Raw genomic sequence first — 16,657 nt, forward strand, 5'->3', positions numbered from 1 at the left:
TTCTCCAGACCAAGCAGCGCGGACCGATCAGACCAGCCGCTTATTAGACGGGGAAGGGTACTTCTTCCTGAGCGCCTCCTCTACGATCTTGGGCACCAGATCCGAAACATTGCCGTGATATTGGGCGATCTCCTTCACGATACTCGAACTTAAGTAAGAGTACTGCGGATTGGTCATCATGAAGAAGGTCTCCACTTGTCTGTTCAACTTGCTGTTCGTAGAAGCGAGCTGCAGTTCATATTCAAAGTCGGATACCGCCCTCAGTCCCCGGATGATGATGCTGGCTTGCTTCTGCTGCATATAGTTCACCAACAGATCCCGGAAGCTGTCGACCTCAACATTCGGCATATCCTTCGTCACTGCGATGAGCAGTTCCTTCCTCTCCTCCACGGAGAAGAGCGGCTTCTTGCTCGAGTTGTTGAGCACAGCCACGATCACATGGTCAAAATGTTTCGCAGCCCGGTGGATAATATCCAGATGCCCATTGGTCACCGGATCAAAACTTCCCGGATAGACCGCGATGAGTTCCGGTCTCGGTCGCTTCATAGCGCCTCACTCCAATCTCTACTATGTATCTTGATGTTGTCTGTCTTCGATGCCGCGGCGAATCTTCTCCATCCCAACCCTCCGCCCGTTCTGCAAGCGTCAGTCCTGTACGCGGTAGATCGAAACGGCGGCTTCCCCGTATACGGCACGCCGCACGCATACACTCCTGCCGATGCTCGGTTCATATGTATGTTTGGCATCATGCTCGATGACGATCCTTGCTCCCTCGGCGAACAATTGCTTCTCCTCCATCTCCAGCATGATCTCATCCATATTCGTATATCGGTACGGCGGATCGAGGAAGACGAGATCGAAGGCAAGACCCCTCTTCGCCAAGATCGACAACGCCCTTCGTGCATCATTGCGGTAAAGTTCAGCCCGATCGGCGAAACCTGTGCGCTCCAGATTATCCCTAATCGTATCGACCGCCCGTCTGTCGTGATCGATCAGCACCGCCCGCTGCATACCGCGGCTGAGCGCCTCAATCGCCAACCCCCCCCGACCCGGCATATAGATCCAGCACCGTGCCGCCGTCGAAGTAAGGTCCGATCATGCTGAACACGGCTTCTTTCACCTTATCCGTCGTCGGCCGCGTCGTGCTCCCAGGCACGGCCTTGAGCGGCCTTCCTCTGGCGGTTCCGGATATGACTCTCACTTGCTTGTATTCCCCCTTACCGGATCACCGTGGCATGGAAAACTTCTATACGCTATACTAACACATTCAAAAAAAAATACGAAAACCAAAATCCGTTCTCCGTGCCCCTAAACACAAAAAAACCGCGCCAATTCGCGGTCAAAAGAATTCGGGCACCCTCGCGGGTGCCCTTTTCATGGGAGAGGAGAAACCGGATGAAGAGCTTATGGGGAAACGTAAGTCTTCTCCGCGGTTGTCTGCAGCATCTCTCGATGCCGCTATCTATATCTTGTCCGTTCTTCACAGATCTATACATCGCAATCAAAAATTTTTTTGGTTCTTTTGACGATCCAGGGCCCAGCCTCATGAAAGGTCGTCAGGACGTTCGCCATCCAGCAGTTTATCCAAGGTATCAAGCATCTGACGCACGGAGTCCTCATCATACTTCCCCCGCTTCTTAAACTCTTGAAGCGTCCTCCTGAGCTCGCCGGCAATTCGCTCCTGCTCGGCAGTGTCCTCCATGCCTTCGGGATCGAACCATACATATTTGTCCTCTGGGCCGTTGCGCAGATATGGACGCAGCCAATTATCCGGATACGTATAATCCTGCTCGCCCAACACCATAGCCAGCACATCGTCCGTTTCCAGCGGAAGCAATTGATGGTAATATTCGCCCTCACCACTTCCGGACAGATCGACATGCAGATAGACATAGTGCAGATAATGTTCGCCGGTTTCTCTGTCCCTGACGATCTCATACTGCTCCAAGTCGCCCGTCAGCAATTCCTGTATGTTCTCCAATCGATCTTGCAGCATCTGCGACGGGATGAGTTTCATCGTGTGAAAGGATTGCGGCATGGCGAATCTCTCCTTTCTTTCTTACGCTTCATCATACCACATTTCCTCAGTCTGCATGTACATTCCGTTGATTTTTTGCGGGTGAGGGTGTTTTTGCCGGCGATCTTGCCCTTGAATAGGAACGTACATTCGCATTATAATAGAAACATACCACATGTGCGAACATGTGTTCTGTTCATGTTTTCTGTTTCGAATCCAAGGGAAAGCAAACAGGTGATGCCTATGGAATCCCGAAGAGACAGGATTATCTTCCTCGTCGATATGCAGAGCTTCTACGCCAGCGTCGAGAAGGCGCGGCACCCTGAACTGCGGGACAAACCGCTGATCGTCGCCGGCGACCCGGCACGCCGTTCGGGGATCGTCCTTGCCGCCTGCCCCCTCGCGAAGCGATGCGGGGTCACAACGGCGGAGAGGCTGGGGGAAGCCGTGCGCAAATGTCCCGACGTCGTCGTCATCCGGCCGCGCATGCAGGAGTACATCCGCGTCTCGCTGCAGATCTCCGCGATCCTGGAGCGCTTCAGCGATCTCGTCGAACCCTATTCCATCGACGAACAGTTCATCGATGTCACGGGGAGCTACTTGCTGTTCGGCAAGGATCCGCAGGAAGTCGCGCGCAAGATCCAGGCGTCCATCAGCCGCGAGACCGGCGTTTACGCGCGGGTCGGAATCGGGCCGAACAAGGTGCTGGCGAAGATGGCCTGCGACAACTTCGCTAAGAAGAATGCCGACGGCATCTTCACGCTGACCCATGAGAACAAGCGCGAGCACCTCTGGCCGCTTGCCATCGACAAGATGTTCGGCGTCGGCAGCCGCATGAACCGTCATCTGCGGCGGCTCGGCATCCACACGATCGGCGATCTCGCTGCCTTCCCCCTGCACAAGCTGCAGCGAATCTGGGGGGTGAACGGACATGTGCTGTGGATGACGGCGAACGGCTATGACTATTCGCCCGTCACGCCGACGACCCATGACACGCAGAAGGGGATCGGCCATCAGATGACCCTGCCCCGCGATTACCGCACGGCGGAGGAGATTCGCGTCGTACTCATGGAATTAAGCGAAGAGGTGTGCCGCCGCGCCAGAAGCAAGGGGCTGATGGGCGAGACCGTGAGCGTCGGCTGCCGCGGCGCCGACTTCGACCGTCCCACGGGCTTCCATCGGCAGACGAAGCTCAGCAGTCCGACCAACCATATGCCGCATATCTTCGCCGCGGCGCAGGCGCTGTTCGAGCGCCACTGGGACGGCGAGCCGGTGCGCAGCGTCGGCGTCTCGCTCACCCAGCTGAGACCCGATGACGAGTATCAACTGGACCTGTTCCTCGACCGCGAACGCGAGCGCAAACTCGATCATGCCGTGGATGCGATCAAGGAGCGGTACGGATCCGCCGCGATCGTACGCGCCGTCTCCCTGACATCCGCCGGCCAAGCTTATGATCGGGCGCAGAAGATCGGCGGCCATTACAAGTAATATGCTGCATGAGTCCTATGCCTCATGCACCGCTGTCTTGTCGGCATCAGCCCATGCCGCTCGCATCCCGCGCAGCTGCTTCTGATGCTGCAGTCCGCATCTCCCGGCTCCATGCCGCGGCCTGTGCGGTACGATGATCCGGCGCTTCCTGCCTGTGATCATCCTATCCGCCGATCACCTGCTGATGGCCCCTGCGCGAACCAACCCCTTGGTCTTTGATCTTGCAGCCATGACATTCTTCCGAAAGGAGTGAACACCGATGTCAGACAACATGGACGAACATCTCCGCCGGGGCAACTTATTATGGGAGGGAAGCCGCATGTTCTTGCCGGAACATCGCGAACAATTGCTTGCACAACGGCGCAGCCGACAGGCCTTCCGCATGCCGCACTTGGATGAAGAACGGCTGGCCGACATGAGCCGCGCTGTCTCCGATTCCTTCACCCATGAGCAGCCGATCACCGTCGTATACGGCACGAAGTACGGCACGCAGCGCTTCACCGGCATCGTCAAGGGAGTCGATCCCTTCGCCGGCAGGGTGAAACTGGTCCGCACCGCCGACAACGAGAGCCAAGCAGCAAGCGGTGAGGAAGATGAGACCTTGCAGATCGCCTTCCGGCAGATCGTCGATATCCAGGAGTAAGCGGCTTAGAGACCGCGCCGTCCGTCTGCCCGGCCTAGCGCCGGGTCTTTGCTTTTATTAAGATTATTCATCATTTCATCGTCACAGAGGATCGTTCCGCCCCCGCGATGCGGCCGTCAGCGAAACATCCCCCACAGCTTGATCAGATGGAACATGTTGTTCGGATCGATCTTCTGATCCAGAACGAACTGTGTAATACTCGCCGTCTGCTGCTCATCGATCGCGATGTCGATCACGTAAGATACGGATGCGATCAATTGACGAATCGCTGCGGGGTGTTGCAGGTGTTCCTTGGTCACCCCCTGCAGCATCGCTTTGACCTGCTCTCGCAGCCCCGGATCCTTCAGCCTCTCCTTCACCGCTTGCACCAGCTCGGGACTGATCCCATATTCCACATACCGCATACGGATATCCCTCCTATATTCCTTGAAAGTTCCCCTTTACGCGAAACGGGGGAAGCACCCCTTGCATCTCCTGCCGCCGCAGACCCCCATCACGCTCAGAGAGAATGGACTGACGATACAGTGTATGTTCACTGCCTGTCCAGATATCCACCGTCATCTGTCCCAGCATCGGACCAAGCAATCTGCCCGATTCAGCCGGCATATTCAGCCAATAAGAAAGCCAGGCGAAACAATGCTCACCTGGCATAGGTCAAAGAATAGCCATTTAGTCCAATATATCACCGGACAGCACTTTCTCCCGTTGCAGCATCTCACGAAGCGGTGCATACTCCGGCGACGTCCAAAAATCCCGCCGCTGGATCAGATCGGCTGCATCATCCCGCGCCAGCTCGAGAATCTCGAAATCGCTCATCAGGTCGGCGAAACGGAACTCCGGCAGACCGCTCTGCTTCGTGCCGAAGAAATCCCCCGGCCCGCGCAGTTCCAGATCGCGCCGTGCTACTTCAAAACCGTCATTGGTCTCCATCATCACCCGCATGCGCTCCTGCCCAACCTCCGTCTTCGGATCAGCGATCAGAATGCAGTAGGACTGATGCTCGCCGCGGCCGACGCGGCCGCGCAGTTGATGGAGCTGCGCCAGCCCGAATCGCTCGGCATCGTAGATGACCATCACCGTCGCATTCGGCACATCGACGCCGACCTCCACCACCGTTGTTGAGACAAGCATATGGGTCTCGGCGTCCTTGAATTTCCGCATCTCCTCATCCTTCTCCGCAGCCGGCATTCGGCCGTGCAGGAGGCCGACGCGAAAGTCGGGGTAAGCCTGCTGCAGCTGAGCATGGAGATCGATGGCGTTCTGCACGTCGAGTTTCTCCGATTCTTCGATCAGCGGACAGATCACATAGCACTGCCGCCCGGCCGCCATCTCCTTGCCCATGAAGACGATGATGCGCTGCAGCATATCGTGCTTCACCCAATAGGTTTTGACCGGTTTGCGCCCTTTTGGCAGTTCGCTCAGGGTGGATACATCCATATCGCCGAAGGCCGTAATCGCCAGCGTCCTGGGGATCGGTGTGGCGGTCATCGTCAGCACATCGGGATCCATCCCCTTGCGGCGGAGGATGCTGCGCTGATTCACTCCGAACCGATGCTGCTCGTCGGTGATCACCAGTCCCAGCCGCCGGAAATACACATCCTCCTGAATCAGCGCATGGGTGCCGACGATCACATCGGTGATCCCCATCTGCAAGGAGGCCAGCACATCCCGCCGCTGTTTCTCCGTCATGCTGCCTACGAGCAGGTCCACCTGGATGCCGAAGGGTTCGTACATCCGTTGCAGGTTGCGCATATGCTGCTCCGCCAGAATCTCCGTCGGCGCCATGAGCGCCCCCTGACTGCCTGCCTTCACAACGGCAAACAGTGCCGCAGCTGCCACCACCGTCTTGCCCGAACCGACATCGCCCTGCAGCAGCCGGTTCATGCATCCCGGCTCACGAAGGTCGCGAAGGATCTCATCGATCACCTCTTGCTGCGACCGCGTCAAAGTAAAGGGCAGACTGCGGATGAATTCCTCCACCTGAGCGCGGTCGATCGGATGCGCGATGCCGTGCTTTCTGTTCTTATTCGCTGCCTTTAACGCTTGCAGTTTCAACTGGAACATCAAGAGCTCTTCATAGACCATGCGGCGGCGTGCAGCTTGTCCTTCATCGATGTTCTCCGCGTAGTGCACGCCGAACAGCGCTTCCCGCCGCGATAACAGCTGATGTTTGTGAACCAACTCTGCCGGCAGCACCTCTTCGATCAGATGGCCGTATTGTTCCAGAGCCTGCTTGATCACCTTGCGCAGCCATTTCTGGGAGATGTCCCCGCTTACCGAATAGACGGGCTGCAAGCGTCCCGTCTGCCGGTTCTTTCCCGCTTGGAATTCCGACTCAGCTACGGTGATCTGCCGCCGCCGGGCGTCCCACTTGCCGGTCAGGACGATATCCACCCCCGGTCTTAACCGTTCTCTGAGAAAATGCTGATTAAACCAGACAGCATTCACCGGCATGCCGCTGACGATCACTTTGCACACCATGCGGGACTTATTCCTGCCGTACATCTGCACATAGGGCGCACCGTATACTGTCGCTTGTACCGTAATCTTCTCCCCGTCGCTGACTTCCGACAGATCCCGCATCCGGTAATCCTCATAGCGAAACGGAAAATATTCCAGAAGATCTTGCACCGTGAAGATCCCAAGCTGGTTCAAGAGTTCCGCTCTGCGCGGACCGACCCCTTTGACGAAATTCACGGTGGTCTCCGCAAGTTTCCCCTTCATGGTTCTCCTCACCTCTAAACAACAAAAAAGCCCCTATAATCCTAGACTACCCTAAACATTCGCGGGTTGACAACCGGATATAGGGACTTCCTCGTTCACTTATGGAGGTTGTTTATGTATGGGATAAGGATAAGGTTGTCACTCGGATTCCATAAGCGGGCTCATGAATACCGCGATCACGCCAGTCCCGGCATGCGTGCCGATGACAGAGCCGATGCGCGTGTAGACATAGCGGTGGACGATGAATTGTTCTCTCACCATGTTGCCCAGCTCTTCAGCCGTTTCCTTATTATCGGCATAGGCCATATGTACGACCACCGGTTTATCCATGGCAAAATCCTTCTTCAACAGTTCGATGATCCGATGCATCGCTCGTTTCTGACCGCGGATTCGGTCCACAGCGTATACCTCACCATCGTCATCGATGCTGAGAATCGGTTTGATATTCAGAAGCGAACCGAACACAGCTGAAGCCTTGCCGATCCTTCCTCCCTTGTGCAGATACTCCAGCGTATCAACCAGGAAATAGAGCTTCGTGCTGGAACGCAGGTTCTGCACGAGATCGATGATCTCTTCCTTGCTCTTCCCGCTCTCAGCAGCCTTCGCAGCTTCTTCTACCAGCATTCCAAGTCCGTAGCTGGCGCTCTTGCTGTCGATAATCGTGATGTCCGCTTCTTCTTCCAGCATAGATTTGGCTAAAACGGCCGACTGGTAGGTACCGCTGAATGCTGCAGAGAGATGAATGGAGATGATCTGTGTGCCGGGGGTTTCATTTAACTTCTTATACACCTCAAGAAAGTCCATCGGCGAAGGCTGGGAGGTCGTCGGCAGCTTGCTTGCTTTGACCAGCTTATCATAGAAGACATCCGGCTCCAGCCACCGATCATCATACACCTCTTCCCCAAAATGCACCTTGAGCGAGACCACTTCGATCCCATACTGTTTTACGAGTTCTTCCGGCAGATCTGCCGTACTGTCCGTGACGATGCGAATCTTGGACAAAACATATCACCTCTAACCCTTAATCTAACGCTCTCCTCAACCATCCGCTCTTCTCTACTCTACTGAGAATATATAGTAATAAAGAGGCTGTCCCCCATGAAGGACTTCGAACTCAGCTTCTGGATAGGTTTCCTCTGCATAAGCCAAAAGCTGTTCCGTCATGCTAGCATCCGCATCGGCACCTGTGATCACAGTGACGATCTCATCACCGCTTTCCAGCATTTTCGCCAGCAATTGCTTGCTGGTCTCCAGCAGTTCATTGTGCGTAACGACGATCTTGTTGTCGAGAAGCCCCAGATAGTCGCCTTCCTTGATCGTCAGATCCTCGTACTGCGAATCCCTTACGGCATAAGTAACCTGCCCTGAACGAACCTGGCTGATCGCTTCCTCCATATTGGCGCGATTCTGCTCAGGTTCCGCATGCCCGCTAAACGCAAGGGCAGCTGCCATTCCCTGCGGGATCGTCTTCGTAGGGATGACGATGATCTCCTGATCCTCGACCAATTCCTGGGCTTGCTGCGCCGACATGATGATATTGGAGTTGTTCGGCAGGATGAACACCCGTTCTGCCGGGATCTGCCGCACGGCGTTCACCAGATCCTCCGTGCTCGGATTCATCGTCTGTCCTCCGGAGACGATCAGATCGACGCCGATGCTTTCGAAGATCTCGGCGATGCCGTCGCCGACCGCCACCGCAAGCAAGCCGTTCTCCTTGCGCGGCTGCGGTTCAGCAGCTGCAATATGGCCGTAATCGGCCCCCTCTACGATATCGCGATGCTGGTCCCGCATGTTCACGATATGTAAATTTCGGAGTTCCCCATAAGCGAGCGCTGCATTCAGGACATCCCCGGGCTGTCTGGAATGGACGTGCACCTTCACCATGCCGTCGTCAGCGATGATGATGATCGAGTCCCCGTCCTTCGCCAGCTGCTCGCGCAACTCATCCTCATCGAATTGCGCTGCCGCTTCTGGATATGCCGACATATCGATGAAGAACTCCATATCATATGGGTAAAGAATATCCTCAGCGGCAATCTGTGCCTGCGCCGGGCCTTCCGAGCGAATCTCCTGCGCATCAGCTTGTCCAAGCGGCATGCTGGATAGATCCGCAGCCGGCACCGGTGCTTCCACCGTACCTGCTGCCGCAGCGTCATCCAGCGGTCGTTCATTCGTCAGCGATTCTAAGAATCCCTCATAGATGACGACCAGGCCCTGACCGCCTGAATCGACTACGCCAACCTGTTTTAATACGGGGAGCATCTCCGGCGTTCTTGCCAGCGCATCCTTGGCCATCGATACCACAGCGGTGAACAGTTCCGTCATATCCTGCGCACGGCGGGCGATCTGCATCGCATGCTTCGCAGCCTCACGGGATACCGTGAGGATCGTTCCTTCTACTGGTTTCATGACCGCTTGATAAGCCGTATCGACACCTTGCTGCAGCGCCTGCGCCACCTGAACGATGTTCGCCTTATCAAGCTCCTGCAAAGCCTTGGCGAAGCCGCGGAATAATTGGGATAAGATGACGCCCGAATTCCCTCTCGCCCCCATAAGCAAGCCTTTGGAGAAAGCGGCAGCAACCGTGCCCAGATGCTCGCTTCTCCGCTTGTTCACCTCATTTACACCCGATGTCAACGTCATGTTCATATTGGTACCGGTGTCTCCATCGGGAACCGGGAACACATTCAAGCCGTTAATGAACTCAACATTGGCTTGCAGTCGATTCGCGCTTGCGATCACCATGTTGTAAAAATCTGTACCATCTATAAAGCGCTTACCCAAAATGAGAATTCCCCTTCCTATTTCATTACTCTGACATCTTGCACGATGATATTCACGCCGTCCACGTGAACGCCGGCGATGTCATTTAACACGTAGCGAACCTTGGACTGGACGTTATGTGCAACTTCAGAGATCTTCGTTCCATAACTGACGACTATGTATAGATCGATCATCAAGGAGTCGCCTTCACGTCTTACTTCGACACCCTTGCTCAGATTCTCTCTGCCAAGCAGATCCGATATGCCGTCCTTGATGGACTGCCGAGAAGCCATGCCCACAAGACCATAGCACTCCAGGGCCGCAGAACCAGCTAACACAGCGATGACTTCATCGGAGACCGTGATCTTACCGTCTTGGGTGGTTTGCTCGATGACCAAAGTGATACATCCCCTTTCGTTGGTAGATAGGATGAACTAAAGTTCATTTTACTATATCTGATAGGAGAAATAAATAAATGAGTGTCGAAAAATCATTCGTTGACGCTGCTTACTGCCTTATGGTATCATATCTAAGTGTGTTTTGGAACGAGGGAGGTGTGTGATTCATGGCTCGCAAATGTTATGTTACCGGCAAGCGCCCATCCAGAGGCCACAATGTTTCCCATGCGAACAACAAATCAAAAAGAACCTGGGGTGTGAACGTCCAGAAAGTTCGGATTCTGGTCGATGGCAGACCGAAGCGCGTATATGTCAGCACCCGCGCACTGAAATCCGGAAAAGTGCAGCGTGCTTAACAGCACGAGTATAATCGAAATTAGCCTGAATAGATGAAAATTCGCATAATTAGCAAAAAGCACCGAAAACTCTGGTGCTTTTTTTCGTTGCGCTGCTGTTCATCAACCGTAAACATATGCGAAGGAGATCCCTTTCCTTGTTATGAACTGCCGAGCGACGGATTAATACTTTCCCATTTTTTTAAGGACGAATTTTACAAAACCGCCTAAAAACTTCGGAAGTTTAATCGTATAAAATTTCATAACAATCCCTCCTCAGCAGTAGATTATGAGTTCCGAATCCGTTCGGTGACCGGACGGCCTAGAGGTTCTGCGACCGAAATCGATTGATCTGTCAACAACATATATATGCAGGGCGTGCTGCAAACATACGCGATTAAACATGCCCTTCGATAAAAAAATCCTCCGCAGCCATTGTCTAATCGACAACACTGCGGAGGATCTTAGATCCGGCATCTTTCTGCCTTGACCTAACCGCGCAAACGCCGAATCGCCTCAGCCCGATCCGCTTCATTGAACACGGAGCTGCCGGCGACCAGAACATCTGCGCCCGCTTCGATGACCTGCTTCGCCGTCTGTTCATTGATTCCGCCGTCTACTTCGATATGGACGTGCGTAAGGCCCTGCTCGTCCAAGCGCCGGCGCATCTCGCGGATCTTCGGCAGCATCGCCGGGATGAAGCGCTGGCCGCCGAAACCGGGATTAACCGTCATGATCAGGATCAAGTCCAGCTCATGGGCGACATGATCGAGGACGTTGAGCGGAGTGGCTGGATTCAAGGCAACGCCCGCGTGGATGCCAAGATCCTTGATCTGGCCGACCACGCGGTGCAGATGGGTGCAGGCTTCGGCATGAACGGTAATGCGGTCCGCGCCGGCCCGCTGAAACTCCTGCAGCATCAGCTCCGGCCGTTCGATCATCAGATGGACATCCAGCGGCAATGATGTCGATTGCCGCATGAAATCCACGATGAACGGTCCAAATGAAATATTCGGAACGAAGTGCCCGTCCATGATATCGACGTGGAGCAGATCCGCCCCGCCCCGTTCCACATCCTTCAGCTCGTCCTCCAGACGGCGAAAATCAGCTGCCAAAGCGGATGGTGCAATATAGATCATCTAGGGTTCCTCCGTCTCTTCTCTTTCGCTTCTTTCACTTCTTCTAAGAATACCTTGTAATGTTCGTATCTCGTTGGATCGATGCAACCTTCCTGCAAGCCCTCCGTGACTGCACAGCCGGGTTCACTGATATGCAGGCAGCCACGAAACTTGCAGGATTCCGCTGCTTCGCGCAGCTCTCGGAAGCCAAGCGTCAACTCTTCTGGTTCGATGGTGAAGTCCAGCTGACTGAAGCCCGGTGTATCGGCGATCCAGCCGCTTTGCGGCAGAGGGATCAACTCCACATGGCGGGTCGTGTGTTTCCCGCGTCCCAGCCGGCGGCTGATCTCTCTGGTCTCCAAGTCGAGACCGGGGATCATCGCATTGAGGAGCGTAGACTTGCCGACCCCGGATTGTCCCGCGAAGACGCTGATATGACCGGTGAGCCGTTGGACCAGCTCGTCGGTTCCATCACCGTGAACGGAACTGGTCGCAAAGACCTCATATCCGATATTCGTATATTTGCGCATCGCCGCTTCGAGTTCCTGCGGATCCTTCCCCAGATCCTTCTTCGAAAAGCAGATGATGGGCGTAAGGCCCGCCAGCTCGACGTGAACCAAAAAGCGGTCCAGCAGGAGATGACTGACCGCCGGTTCAGCGATCGAGAACACGAGCACCGCTGTGTCCACGTTAGCGATCGGGGGGCGCACGAGCTCACTCGTGCGCGGTTCGATCTCCGTCACCGTCCCCTCGCCGGTCGCTTCCACCTCGAAGTGCACCCGGTCTCCTACGAGCGGCGTGATCCCGCGTACTTTGAATACCCCGCGCGCTCTGCACTGAACCGTTTCCCCGCCGTCATCCGGCATGACATAATAGAAGCCGCTTAACGCCTTGACGATCAATCCGCGCGCCATGCATCATCCTCCACTGTTCATGCTTGTTGAGTTCCTGATATGTTCGTTCAAACGTTACGATCTGTCATATCGATTGGCATTGTTCACCTGTCAGCCCTGTCCTTCCGACAGCTGGCCTTCGATTGCTTCCGATTCATCGGTCCAAGATGCCTGATCCGCCGGCTCATCCAGAACTTCTGCTTCCACCGCCTCTTCATCGGGCCCGGCAGGCGGTTCCGGCGTGCCCGTCTGACCTCCGCCGGACTGGAGCAGCCGCGCTTCCGAATAGGTGACCGTCTGCGTATCCAGCCAAGCGCCGTCTCGCTGAATCAGGATCGTCGCGTTCTGCGTCGGGGAGACGACGATGCCCACGCGATAGGTCGTGCGCTGCGTGATCTCCTTCGTTCCCCACAGGACATTGTCCTTGCTTGCATCCGTGATATAGATCTCGATCGTTGAAGCGACGCCTTCGACTGCCGGCTCTACGGTGATCACTTTCTCCGTTTGAATCGCATCGCTCGGCAAACCTGTGCTCACATAGAGCGTGATCTCCGCTCCGGGAGACACCGGATCATTCGGCTCGAAAGGCCACTGCCGGAACACGTGCCCCGCAGGCTGCGTATAATCCGGTGCTTCTTCGATCTTGACATTCTCATTGAGGTTCAGGATCTCCAGTTTGTTGCGTGCAACCTGCAAGGTGTCGCCGATTAAGTTCGGCATGCTCTCGGTGCCCGGGCCTTGACTTACCACCAGCGTCACCTGGCTGCTGCGAGGATTCACCTTCTCCCCGGCAGCCGGTTCATGGCTGACCACGCTGCCCTTAGGCAGATCATTGTAACTTTCGACGATCTCGATGGCATCCCTGGAGAAGCCCAGTTCCACCAACAGATTGCGCGCTTCATGCTCCAACATCTCCGTCAGATCAGGCATCTCTTGCTCGAGTGGTCCCAAACTGACGGTCAGATGAATCGTCGATCCTTCCTTCACCAAGATATCCGCTTGACTCTGTCTGATGACATAGCCTTGTTCGTAAATATCGCTGTACTCGTCCTCGGTGAACTGCACCTTCAGATTCAGATCCTCCAGAATCCGCACGGCATCATCCACATGCTCACCGACCACATTCGGCACATCCACTTCCGGCACATCGAACAAGCTCATCACCGCTTTAACGCCCTGCCAGGTTCCGAAGAATAAGACCAGCACAACCGCGATCCAGATCGTCGGCTTCACCCAGCGGCGGCGCTTCGGCTCATCTGCCAGGCTCTCCGCGATCCTGCCCCGTGTTTGCGGCATCTCTTCATCCTCCTGCCCATGATTGACGGCTGCCGTATACTCACGAATCGCCGGCATGATAATCGTCTTCTCATCATCATCGTCTTCCGGTTCATAGAATACCTTGCGCTCATCGCGGCGTTCCGGAAGCAGGCAAGTCTCCAAGTCTTCCAGCATGGCTCTTGCTGATTCGTATCGCTCCTCGGGCCGCTTCCGCAGAGCTTTCAAGATGATGTTCTCCAAGCTCTGCGGGAGAAGCGGATTGATCGAGCGCGGCTCTTCAAAATCTTCCTGCAGGTGCTTAAGGGCCACGCTGATCGGACTGTCACCCGCGAAAGGCAAGCGATTCGTGACCATCTGGTAAAGAACCGCGCCGAGTGAATAGATATCGGATTTCTCGCCCTGGGCGACACCCTTGGCATGTTCCGGCGAGAAATAATGCACGGACCCGAGCACAGCCCCCGTCTGTGTGATGTGGGAGGAGGCAGCAGCACGGGCAATCCCAAAATCCGTCACTTTGATACGGCCGCTCTTGCTGATCAAGATGTTGTGCGGTTTGATATCGCGGTGGATGATCCCGTTCTGATGGGCATGATCCAGAGCATCGCAGATCTGGCTTGCGATCTTGACCGCTTCCTCTGCTTGCAAAGGAGCCCGCTCCTTAATGATATCGTTCAGCGTCCCGCCTTCGATATATTCCATGACGATATAATGAATATCTTCATCTTGGCCGACATCATAGATGCTCACCACGTTCGGATGGGAGAGCGATGCCGCCGAACGCGCTTCCCTGCGGAACCGCTGGATGAACTCCTCATCATGAACGAACTGTTCGCGCAGCACCTTCACCGCGACATGGCGGTGCAGCAGCGTATCGTAGGCTTTGTATACGATGGCCATTCCTCCGCCGCCGATCCGCTCGACGATCTCATAACGGCCGCCCAGTTCTGATCCTATCATCCTGCTTCCCCCCTTCCATCCAGTTGTTCCGCCGACTCCGGTGAAGCCTCGTCCTGTTCATTGATCAGCAGAACGATGGTGATGTTATCATCCCCGCCGGCATCCAACGCCTTATCCACCAGCTGGCCGGCTTTCTCGCTCCATCCGGCGTCGGTATTCATCGTCTCGACGATCGTCTCCGTCTTGACAAGACCGCTTAGCCCATCGGTGCATAAGAGGAGAACGTCTTTCTCCTTCCATTCCCGGCAGACCACATCGACATCGACTTCCGGATCAGTACCGAGCGCCCGCACGAGAACATTGCGCCGCGGATGGCTTGCCGCTTCTTCTTCATTGATCTGACCGCTTTTGAGGAGTTCGTTCACCAGGGAGTGGTCCTCTGTAAGCTGAACGATCGAACGGCCGCTGATCATATAAGCCCGGCTGTCCCCGATATGCGCGACGACGACGCGCTCGCGGTCGGCAATCGCCGCCACGACCGTCGTCCCCATGCCGACGTATTGCTCTGAGGAGTTGGCCAGTTCATAGACTTCGCGATTCGCCTCACGGATGAGGTCACGCAGCAAGGCTGCACACTGCTCCGCATTCATGCCCCGTACCAGACGCTGCCTCATCTGTTTCTCTATGTACTGGGTCGTCATCTGGCTGGCAACATCGCCTGCCAGGTGGCCGCCCATCCCATCCGCAACGACAGCAAAAGCGAATCCATTAATGCTGGCTTCGACGCAGGCGCGGTCCTCATTCACGAGACGGACGCGTCCGACATCGGTGATATTCGCTGTCTTCATCGGTTTCTCACCCCGTAATGGACTGCATATGCTTCGCCCTGAGCTGCCCGCAGGCAGCGGCGATATCGTGTCCTTGTTCACGGCGGATCGTCGTGTTGATTCCGTTATGCTCCAATACTTTCTTAAACCCAAAAATATCCTCTCGCGGCGTGCGCACATACTTTCGCTCGGGGACGTGATTTACAGGGATCAAATTCACATGGCACAGCATGCCTTGCAACACTTCCGCCAGTTCCGCCGCATGTTCCGGCTGATCATTCACCCCGCCGATGAGGGCATATTCAAAGGTGATCCTCCGGCCCGTCTTCTCAATATAATACTTGCATGCCTCGATCAGATCATCGAAGGGATAGCGGCGATTGACGGGCATCAACTTAGATCGCAGAGCATCATTCGGAGCATGGATCGAAACAGCTAGATTGATCTGCGTATCCTCATCCGCAAAGCGATAGATATTCGGCACGATGCCGGACGTGGATACGGTGATGTGACGCTGGCCGATATTCAGCCCCTTCTCATCGATGACGATGCGGAGAAAATCCATCGTCGCTTCATAGTTCTCGAAGGGTTCTCCAGATCCCATCACGACGATGCTGCTCACCCGCTCGCCTTCGGCATCGAGCATCTGCTGGCACTTCACCACCTGTGCGACGATCTCGCCTGCCGTCAGGTTACGCTTAAGACCGCCTAAGGTCGAGGCGCAGAACGTGCAGCCGATCCGGCAACCGACCTGTGTCGTCACGCAGACGCTGTTCCCATACTGATGCCGCATAATCACCGTCTCGATCACATGCTGATCATGCAGCCCGAACAAGAACTTCATCGTCCCATCCTGGGATTTCATGTGGGTGATCTCTTCCAGCGCAGCAAAGCGAAACTCCTCATCCAGCTGGGCGCGAAGCTGCTTGGGCAAGTTGGTCATCGCAGCAAAATCCGTCACACGCTTCACATACAGCCAGTCGAAAATCTGCGCTGCGCGAAACCGCGGAAGGCCGCGTTCAGCCGCCCATGCTTCCCAACCTTCCAAAGTCAGGTCATAGACCAATGGTTTCATCTCATCACGATCCATTCTATGTTTAGATTTGTTCTTCTTCGTGTCAACCCAAGCCCCTATCCTATATATACTATCACAAGCACATGTTCGCTTAAAAGAATTTTTGCCGTCGAAGCAACGAAGCGGCAAGGAGAACATGCCTTACCTTCACCTGTCCTGCTCCCCGTCCCGCAGCGTGCCCGCCCGGCACAGCTCCCGGAC

The 16,657-nt window shown here is 55.4% G+C and carries 17 protein-coding genes and 1 pseudogene; 3 read left to right on the forward strand and 15 right to left on the reverse strand.

Going from position 1 to position 16,657, the window contains the following annotated elements; genetic code table 11:
• Window positions 1-27: 27 nt before the first annotated feature.
• The 3 genes and pseudogenes from coaD to PRECH8_RS05305 form a co-directional block, all read right to left on the reverse strand.
• Complete coding sequence (gene coaD, locus PRECH8_RS05295; protein ID WP_200966044.1) at window positions 28-546, reverse strand: pantetheine-phosphate adenylyltransferase; 519 nt, start codon at window positions 544-546, stop codon at window positions 28-30.
• A gap of 99 nt (window positions 547-645) precedes the next feature.
• Window positions 646-1,201: pseudogene (gene rsmD / locus PRECH8_RS05300) on the reverse strand (16S rRNA (guanine(966)-N(2))-methyltransferase RsmD).
• A 342-nt stretch (window positions 1,202-1,543) separates the two neighbouring features.
• Entirely contained in the window at window positions 1,544-2,038 is a 495-nt protein-coding gene (locus PRECH8_RS05305) for a hypothetical protein (RefSeq protein WP_200966045.1), read from the reverse strand.
• A 222-nt stretch (window positions 2,039-2,260) separates the two neighbouring features.
• On the opposite strand from PRECH8_RS05305, the gene PRECH8_RS05310 reads away from it, so the two are divergent.
• On the forward strand, window positions 2,261-3,505 hold the full coding sequence (locus PRECH8_RS05310; RefSeq protein WP_200966046.1) for a DNA polymerase IV: 1,245 nt from the start codon (window positions 2,261-2,263) through the stop codon (window positions 3,503-3,505).
• 15 nt (window positions 3,506-3,520) lie between these two features.
• Here PRECH8_RS05310 and PRECH8_RS05315 read toward each other — a convergent pair whose 3' ends face one another.
• Window positions 3,521-3,667, reverse strand: a complete 147-nt coding sequence (locus PRECH8_RS05315) for a hypothetical protein (RefSeq protein ID WP_200966047.1) — start codon at window positions 3,665-3,667, stop codon at window positions 3,521-3,523.
• Window positions 3,668-3,764: 97 nt separating this feature from the next.
• Here PRECH8_RS05315 and PRECH8_RS05320 point away from each other — a divergent pair, with 97 nt between their 5' ends.
• A complete protein-coding gene (locus PRECH8_RS05320) occupies window positions 3,765-4,148 on the forward strand; it encodes a YolD-like family protein (RefSeq protein WP_200966048.1) in 384 nt (127 codons plus the stop codon).
• 116 nt (window positions 4,149-4,264) lie between these two features.
• On the opposite strand, the gene PRECH8_RS05325 is transcribed toward PRECH8_RS05320, so the two are convergent.
• The 5 genes from PRECH8_RS05325 to PRECH8_RS05345 form a co-directional block, all read right to left on the reverse strand.
• Entirely contained in the window at window positions 4,265-4,552 is a 288-nt protein-coding gene (locus tag PRECH8_RS05325; RefSeq protein WP_200966049.1) for a stage VI sporulation protein F, read from the reverse strand.
• Between the two features lie 265 nt (window positions 4,553-4,817).
• On the reverse strand, window positions 4,818-6,872 hold the full coding sequence (gene recG / locus PRECH8_RS05330) for an ATP-dependent DNA helicase RecG (protein ID WP_200966050.1): 2,055 nt from the start codon (window positions 6,870-6,872) through the stop codon (window positions 4,818-4,820).
• A 138-nt stretch (window positions 6,873-7,010) separates the two neighbouring features.
• Window positions 7,011-7,874 carry a DegV family protein gene (locus tag PRECH8_RS05335; RefSeq protein WP_200966051.1) on the reverse strand — a complete coding sequence of 288 codons (864 nt, stop codon included), beginning with the start codon at window positions 7,872-7,874 and terminating at the stop codon, window positions 7,011-7,013.
• A gap of 54 nt (window positions 7,875-7,928) precedes the next feature.
• Window positions 7,929-9,656: a DAK2 domain-containing protein gene (locus PRECH8_RS05340; RefSeq protein WP_200966052.1), complete on the reverse strand. Its 1,728-nt coding sequence runs from the start codon at window positions 9,654-9,656 to the stop codon at window positions 7,929-7,931.
• Between the two features lie 17 nt (window positions 9,657-9,673).
• The gene (locus PRECH8_RS05345) at window positions 9,674-10,033 is read right to left on the reverse strand and encodes an Asp23/Gls24 family envelope stress response protein (RefSeq protein ID WP_200966053.1); all 360 of its coding nucleotides are present in this window, start codon (window positions 10,031-10,033) and stop codon (window positions 9,674-9,676) included.
• A 167-nt stretch (window positions 10,034-10,200) separates the two neighbouring features.
• Between PRECH8_RS05345 and rpmB the strand changes: the two genes are divergently transcribed.
• Window positions 10,201-10,389 (forward strand): 50S ribosomal protein L28, encoded by a 189-nt coding sequence (rpmB, locus tag PRECH8_RS05350; protein ID WP_200966054.1) that lies wholly within the window; start codon window positions 10,201-10,203, stop codon window positions 10,387-10,389.
• A gap of 162 nt (window positions 10,390-10,551) precedes the next feature.
• On the opposite strand, the gene spoVM is transcribed toward rpmB, so the two are convergent.
• From spoVM to rlmN, 6 genes are all read right to left on the reverse strand, one after another.
• Entirely contained in the window at window positions 10,552-10,632 is an 81-nt protein-coding gene (spoVM, locus tag PRECH8_RS14740) for a stage V sporulation protein SpoVM (protein WP_200966095.1), read from the reverse strand.
• Window positions 10,633-10,859: 227 nt separating this feature from the next.
• Window positions 10,860-11,507 carry a ribulose-phosphate 3-epimerase gene (rpe, locus tag PRECH8_RS05360; protein ID WP_200966055.1) on the reverse strand — a complete coding sequence of 216 codons (648 nt, stop codon included), beginning with the start codon at window positions 11,505-11,507 and terminating at the stop codon, window positions 10,860-10,862.
• Complete coding sequence (gene rsgA, locus PRECH8_RS05365) at window positions 11,504-12,400, reverse strand: ribosome small subunit-dependent GTPase A (protein WP_200966056.1); 897 nt, start codon at window positions 12,398-12,400, stop codon at window positions 11,504-11,506. The genes rpe and rsgA overlap by 4 nt, the downstream gene beginning before the upstream one ends.
• Before the next feature lie 90 nt (window positions 12,401-12,490).
• Entirely contained in the window at window positions 12,491-14,614 is a 2,124-nt protein-coding gene (pknB, locus tag PRECH8_RS05370; protein WP_200966057.1) for a Stk1 family PASTA domain-containing Ser/Thr kinase, read from the reverse strand.
• Window positions 14,611-15,402, reverse strand: coding sequence for a Stp1/IreP family PP2C-type Ser/Thr phosphatase (locus tag PRECH8_RS05375; protein ID WP_200966058.1), 792 nt, complete (start codon window positions 15,400-15,402; stop codon window positions 14,611-14,613). Before PRECH8_RS05375 ends, pknB begins: the two co-directional genes overlap by 4 nt.
• A gap of 7 nt (window positions 15,403-15,409) precedes the next feature.
• Complete coding sequence (gene rlmN / locus PRECH8_RS05380) at window positions 15,410-16,456, reverse strand: dual-specificity RNA methyltransferase RlmN (RefSeq protein ID WP_242457449.1); 1,047 nt, start codon at window positions 16,454-16,456, stop codon at window positions 15,410-15,412.
• Between the last annotated feature and the right edge of the window lie 201 nt (window positions 16,457-16,657).

It is taken from the genome of Insulibacter thermoxylanivorax, assembly GCF_015472005.1.
In the GTDB taxonomy this organism is placed as follows: domain Bacteria; phylum Bacillota; class Bacilli; order Paenibacillales; family DA-C8; genus Insulibacter; species Insulibacter thermoxylanivorax.

Coding starts and splice junctions, on each gene's coding strand:
- coaD (WP_200966044.1), bottom strand. CDS start 546: ATGAAGCGACCGAGACCGGAACTCATCGCGGTCTATCCGGGAAGTTTT.
- PRECH8_RS05305 (WP_200966045.1), bottom strand. CDS start 2,038: ATGCCGCAATCCTTTCACACGATGAAACTCATCCCGTCGCAGATGCTG.
- PRECH8_RS05310 (WP_200966046.1), top strand. CDS start 2,261: ATGGAATCCCGAAGAGACAGGATTATCTTCCTCGTCGATATGCAGAGC.
- PRECH8_RS05315 (WP_200966047.1), bottom strand. CDS start 3,667: ATGATCACAGGCAGGAAGCGCCGGATCATCGTACCGCACAGGCCGCGG.
- PRECH8_RS05320 (WP_200966048.1), top strand. CDS start 3,765: ATGTCAGACAACATGGACGAACATCTCCGCCGGGGCAACTTATTATGG.
- PRECH8_RS05325 (WP_200966049.1), bottom strand. CDS start 4,552: ATGCGGTATGTGGAATATGGGATCAGTCCCGAGCTGGTGCAAGCGGTG.
- recG (WP_200966050.1), bottom strand. CDS start 6,872: ATGAAGGGGAAACTTGCGGAGACCACCGTGAATTTCGTCAAAGGGGTC.
- rpmB (WP_200966054.1), top strand. CDS start 10,201: ATGGCTCGCAAATGTTATGTTACCGGCAAGCGCCCATCCAGAGGCCAC.
- spoVM (WP_200966095.1), bottom strand. CDS start 10,632: ATGAAATTTTATACGATTAAACTTCCGAAGTTTTTAGGCGGTTTTGTA.
- rpe (WP_200966055.1), bottom strand. CDS start 11,507: ATGATCTATATTGCACCATCCGCTTTGGCAGCTGATTTTCGCCGTCTG.
- rsgA (WP_200966056.1), bottom strand. CDS start 12,400: ATGGCGCGCGGATTGATCGTCAAGGCGTTAAGCGGCTTCTATTATGTC.
- pknB (WP_200966057.1), bottom strand. CDS start 14,614: ATGATAGGATCAGAACTGGGCGGCCGTTATGAGATCGTCGAGCGGATC.
- PRECH8_RS05375 (WP_200966058.1), bottom strand. CDS start 15,402: ATGAAGACAGCGAATATCACCGATGTCGGACGCGTCCGTCTCGTGAAT.
- rlmN (WP_242457449.1), bottom strand. CDS start 16,456: ATGAAACCATTGGTCTATGACCTGACTTTGGAAGGTTGGGAAGCATGG.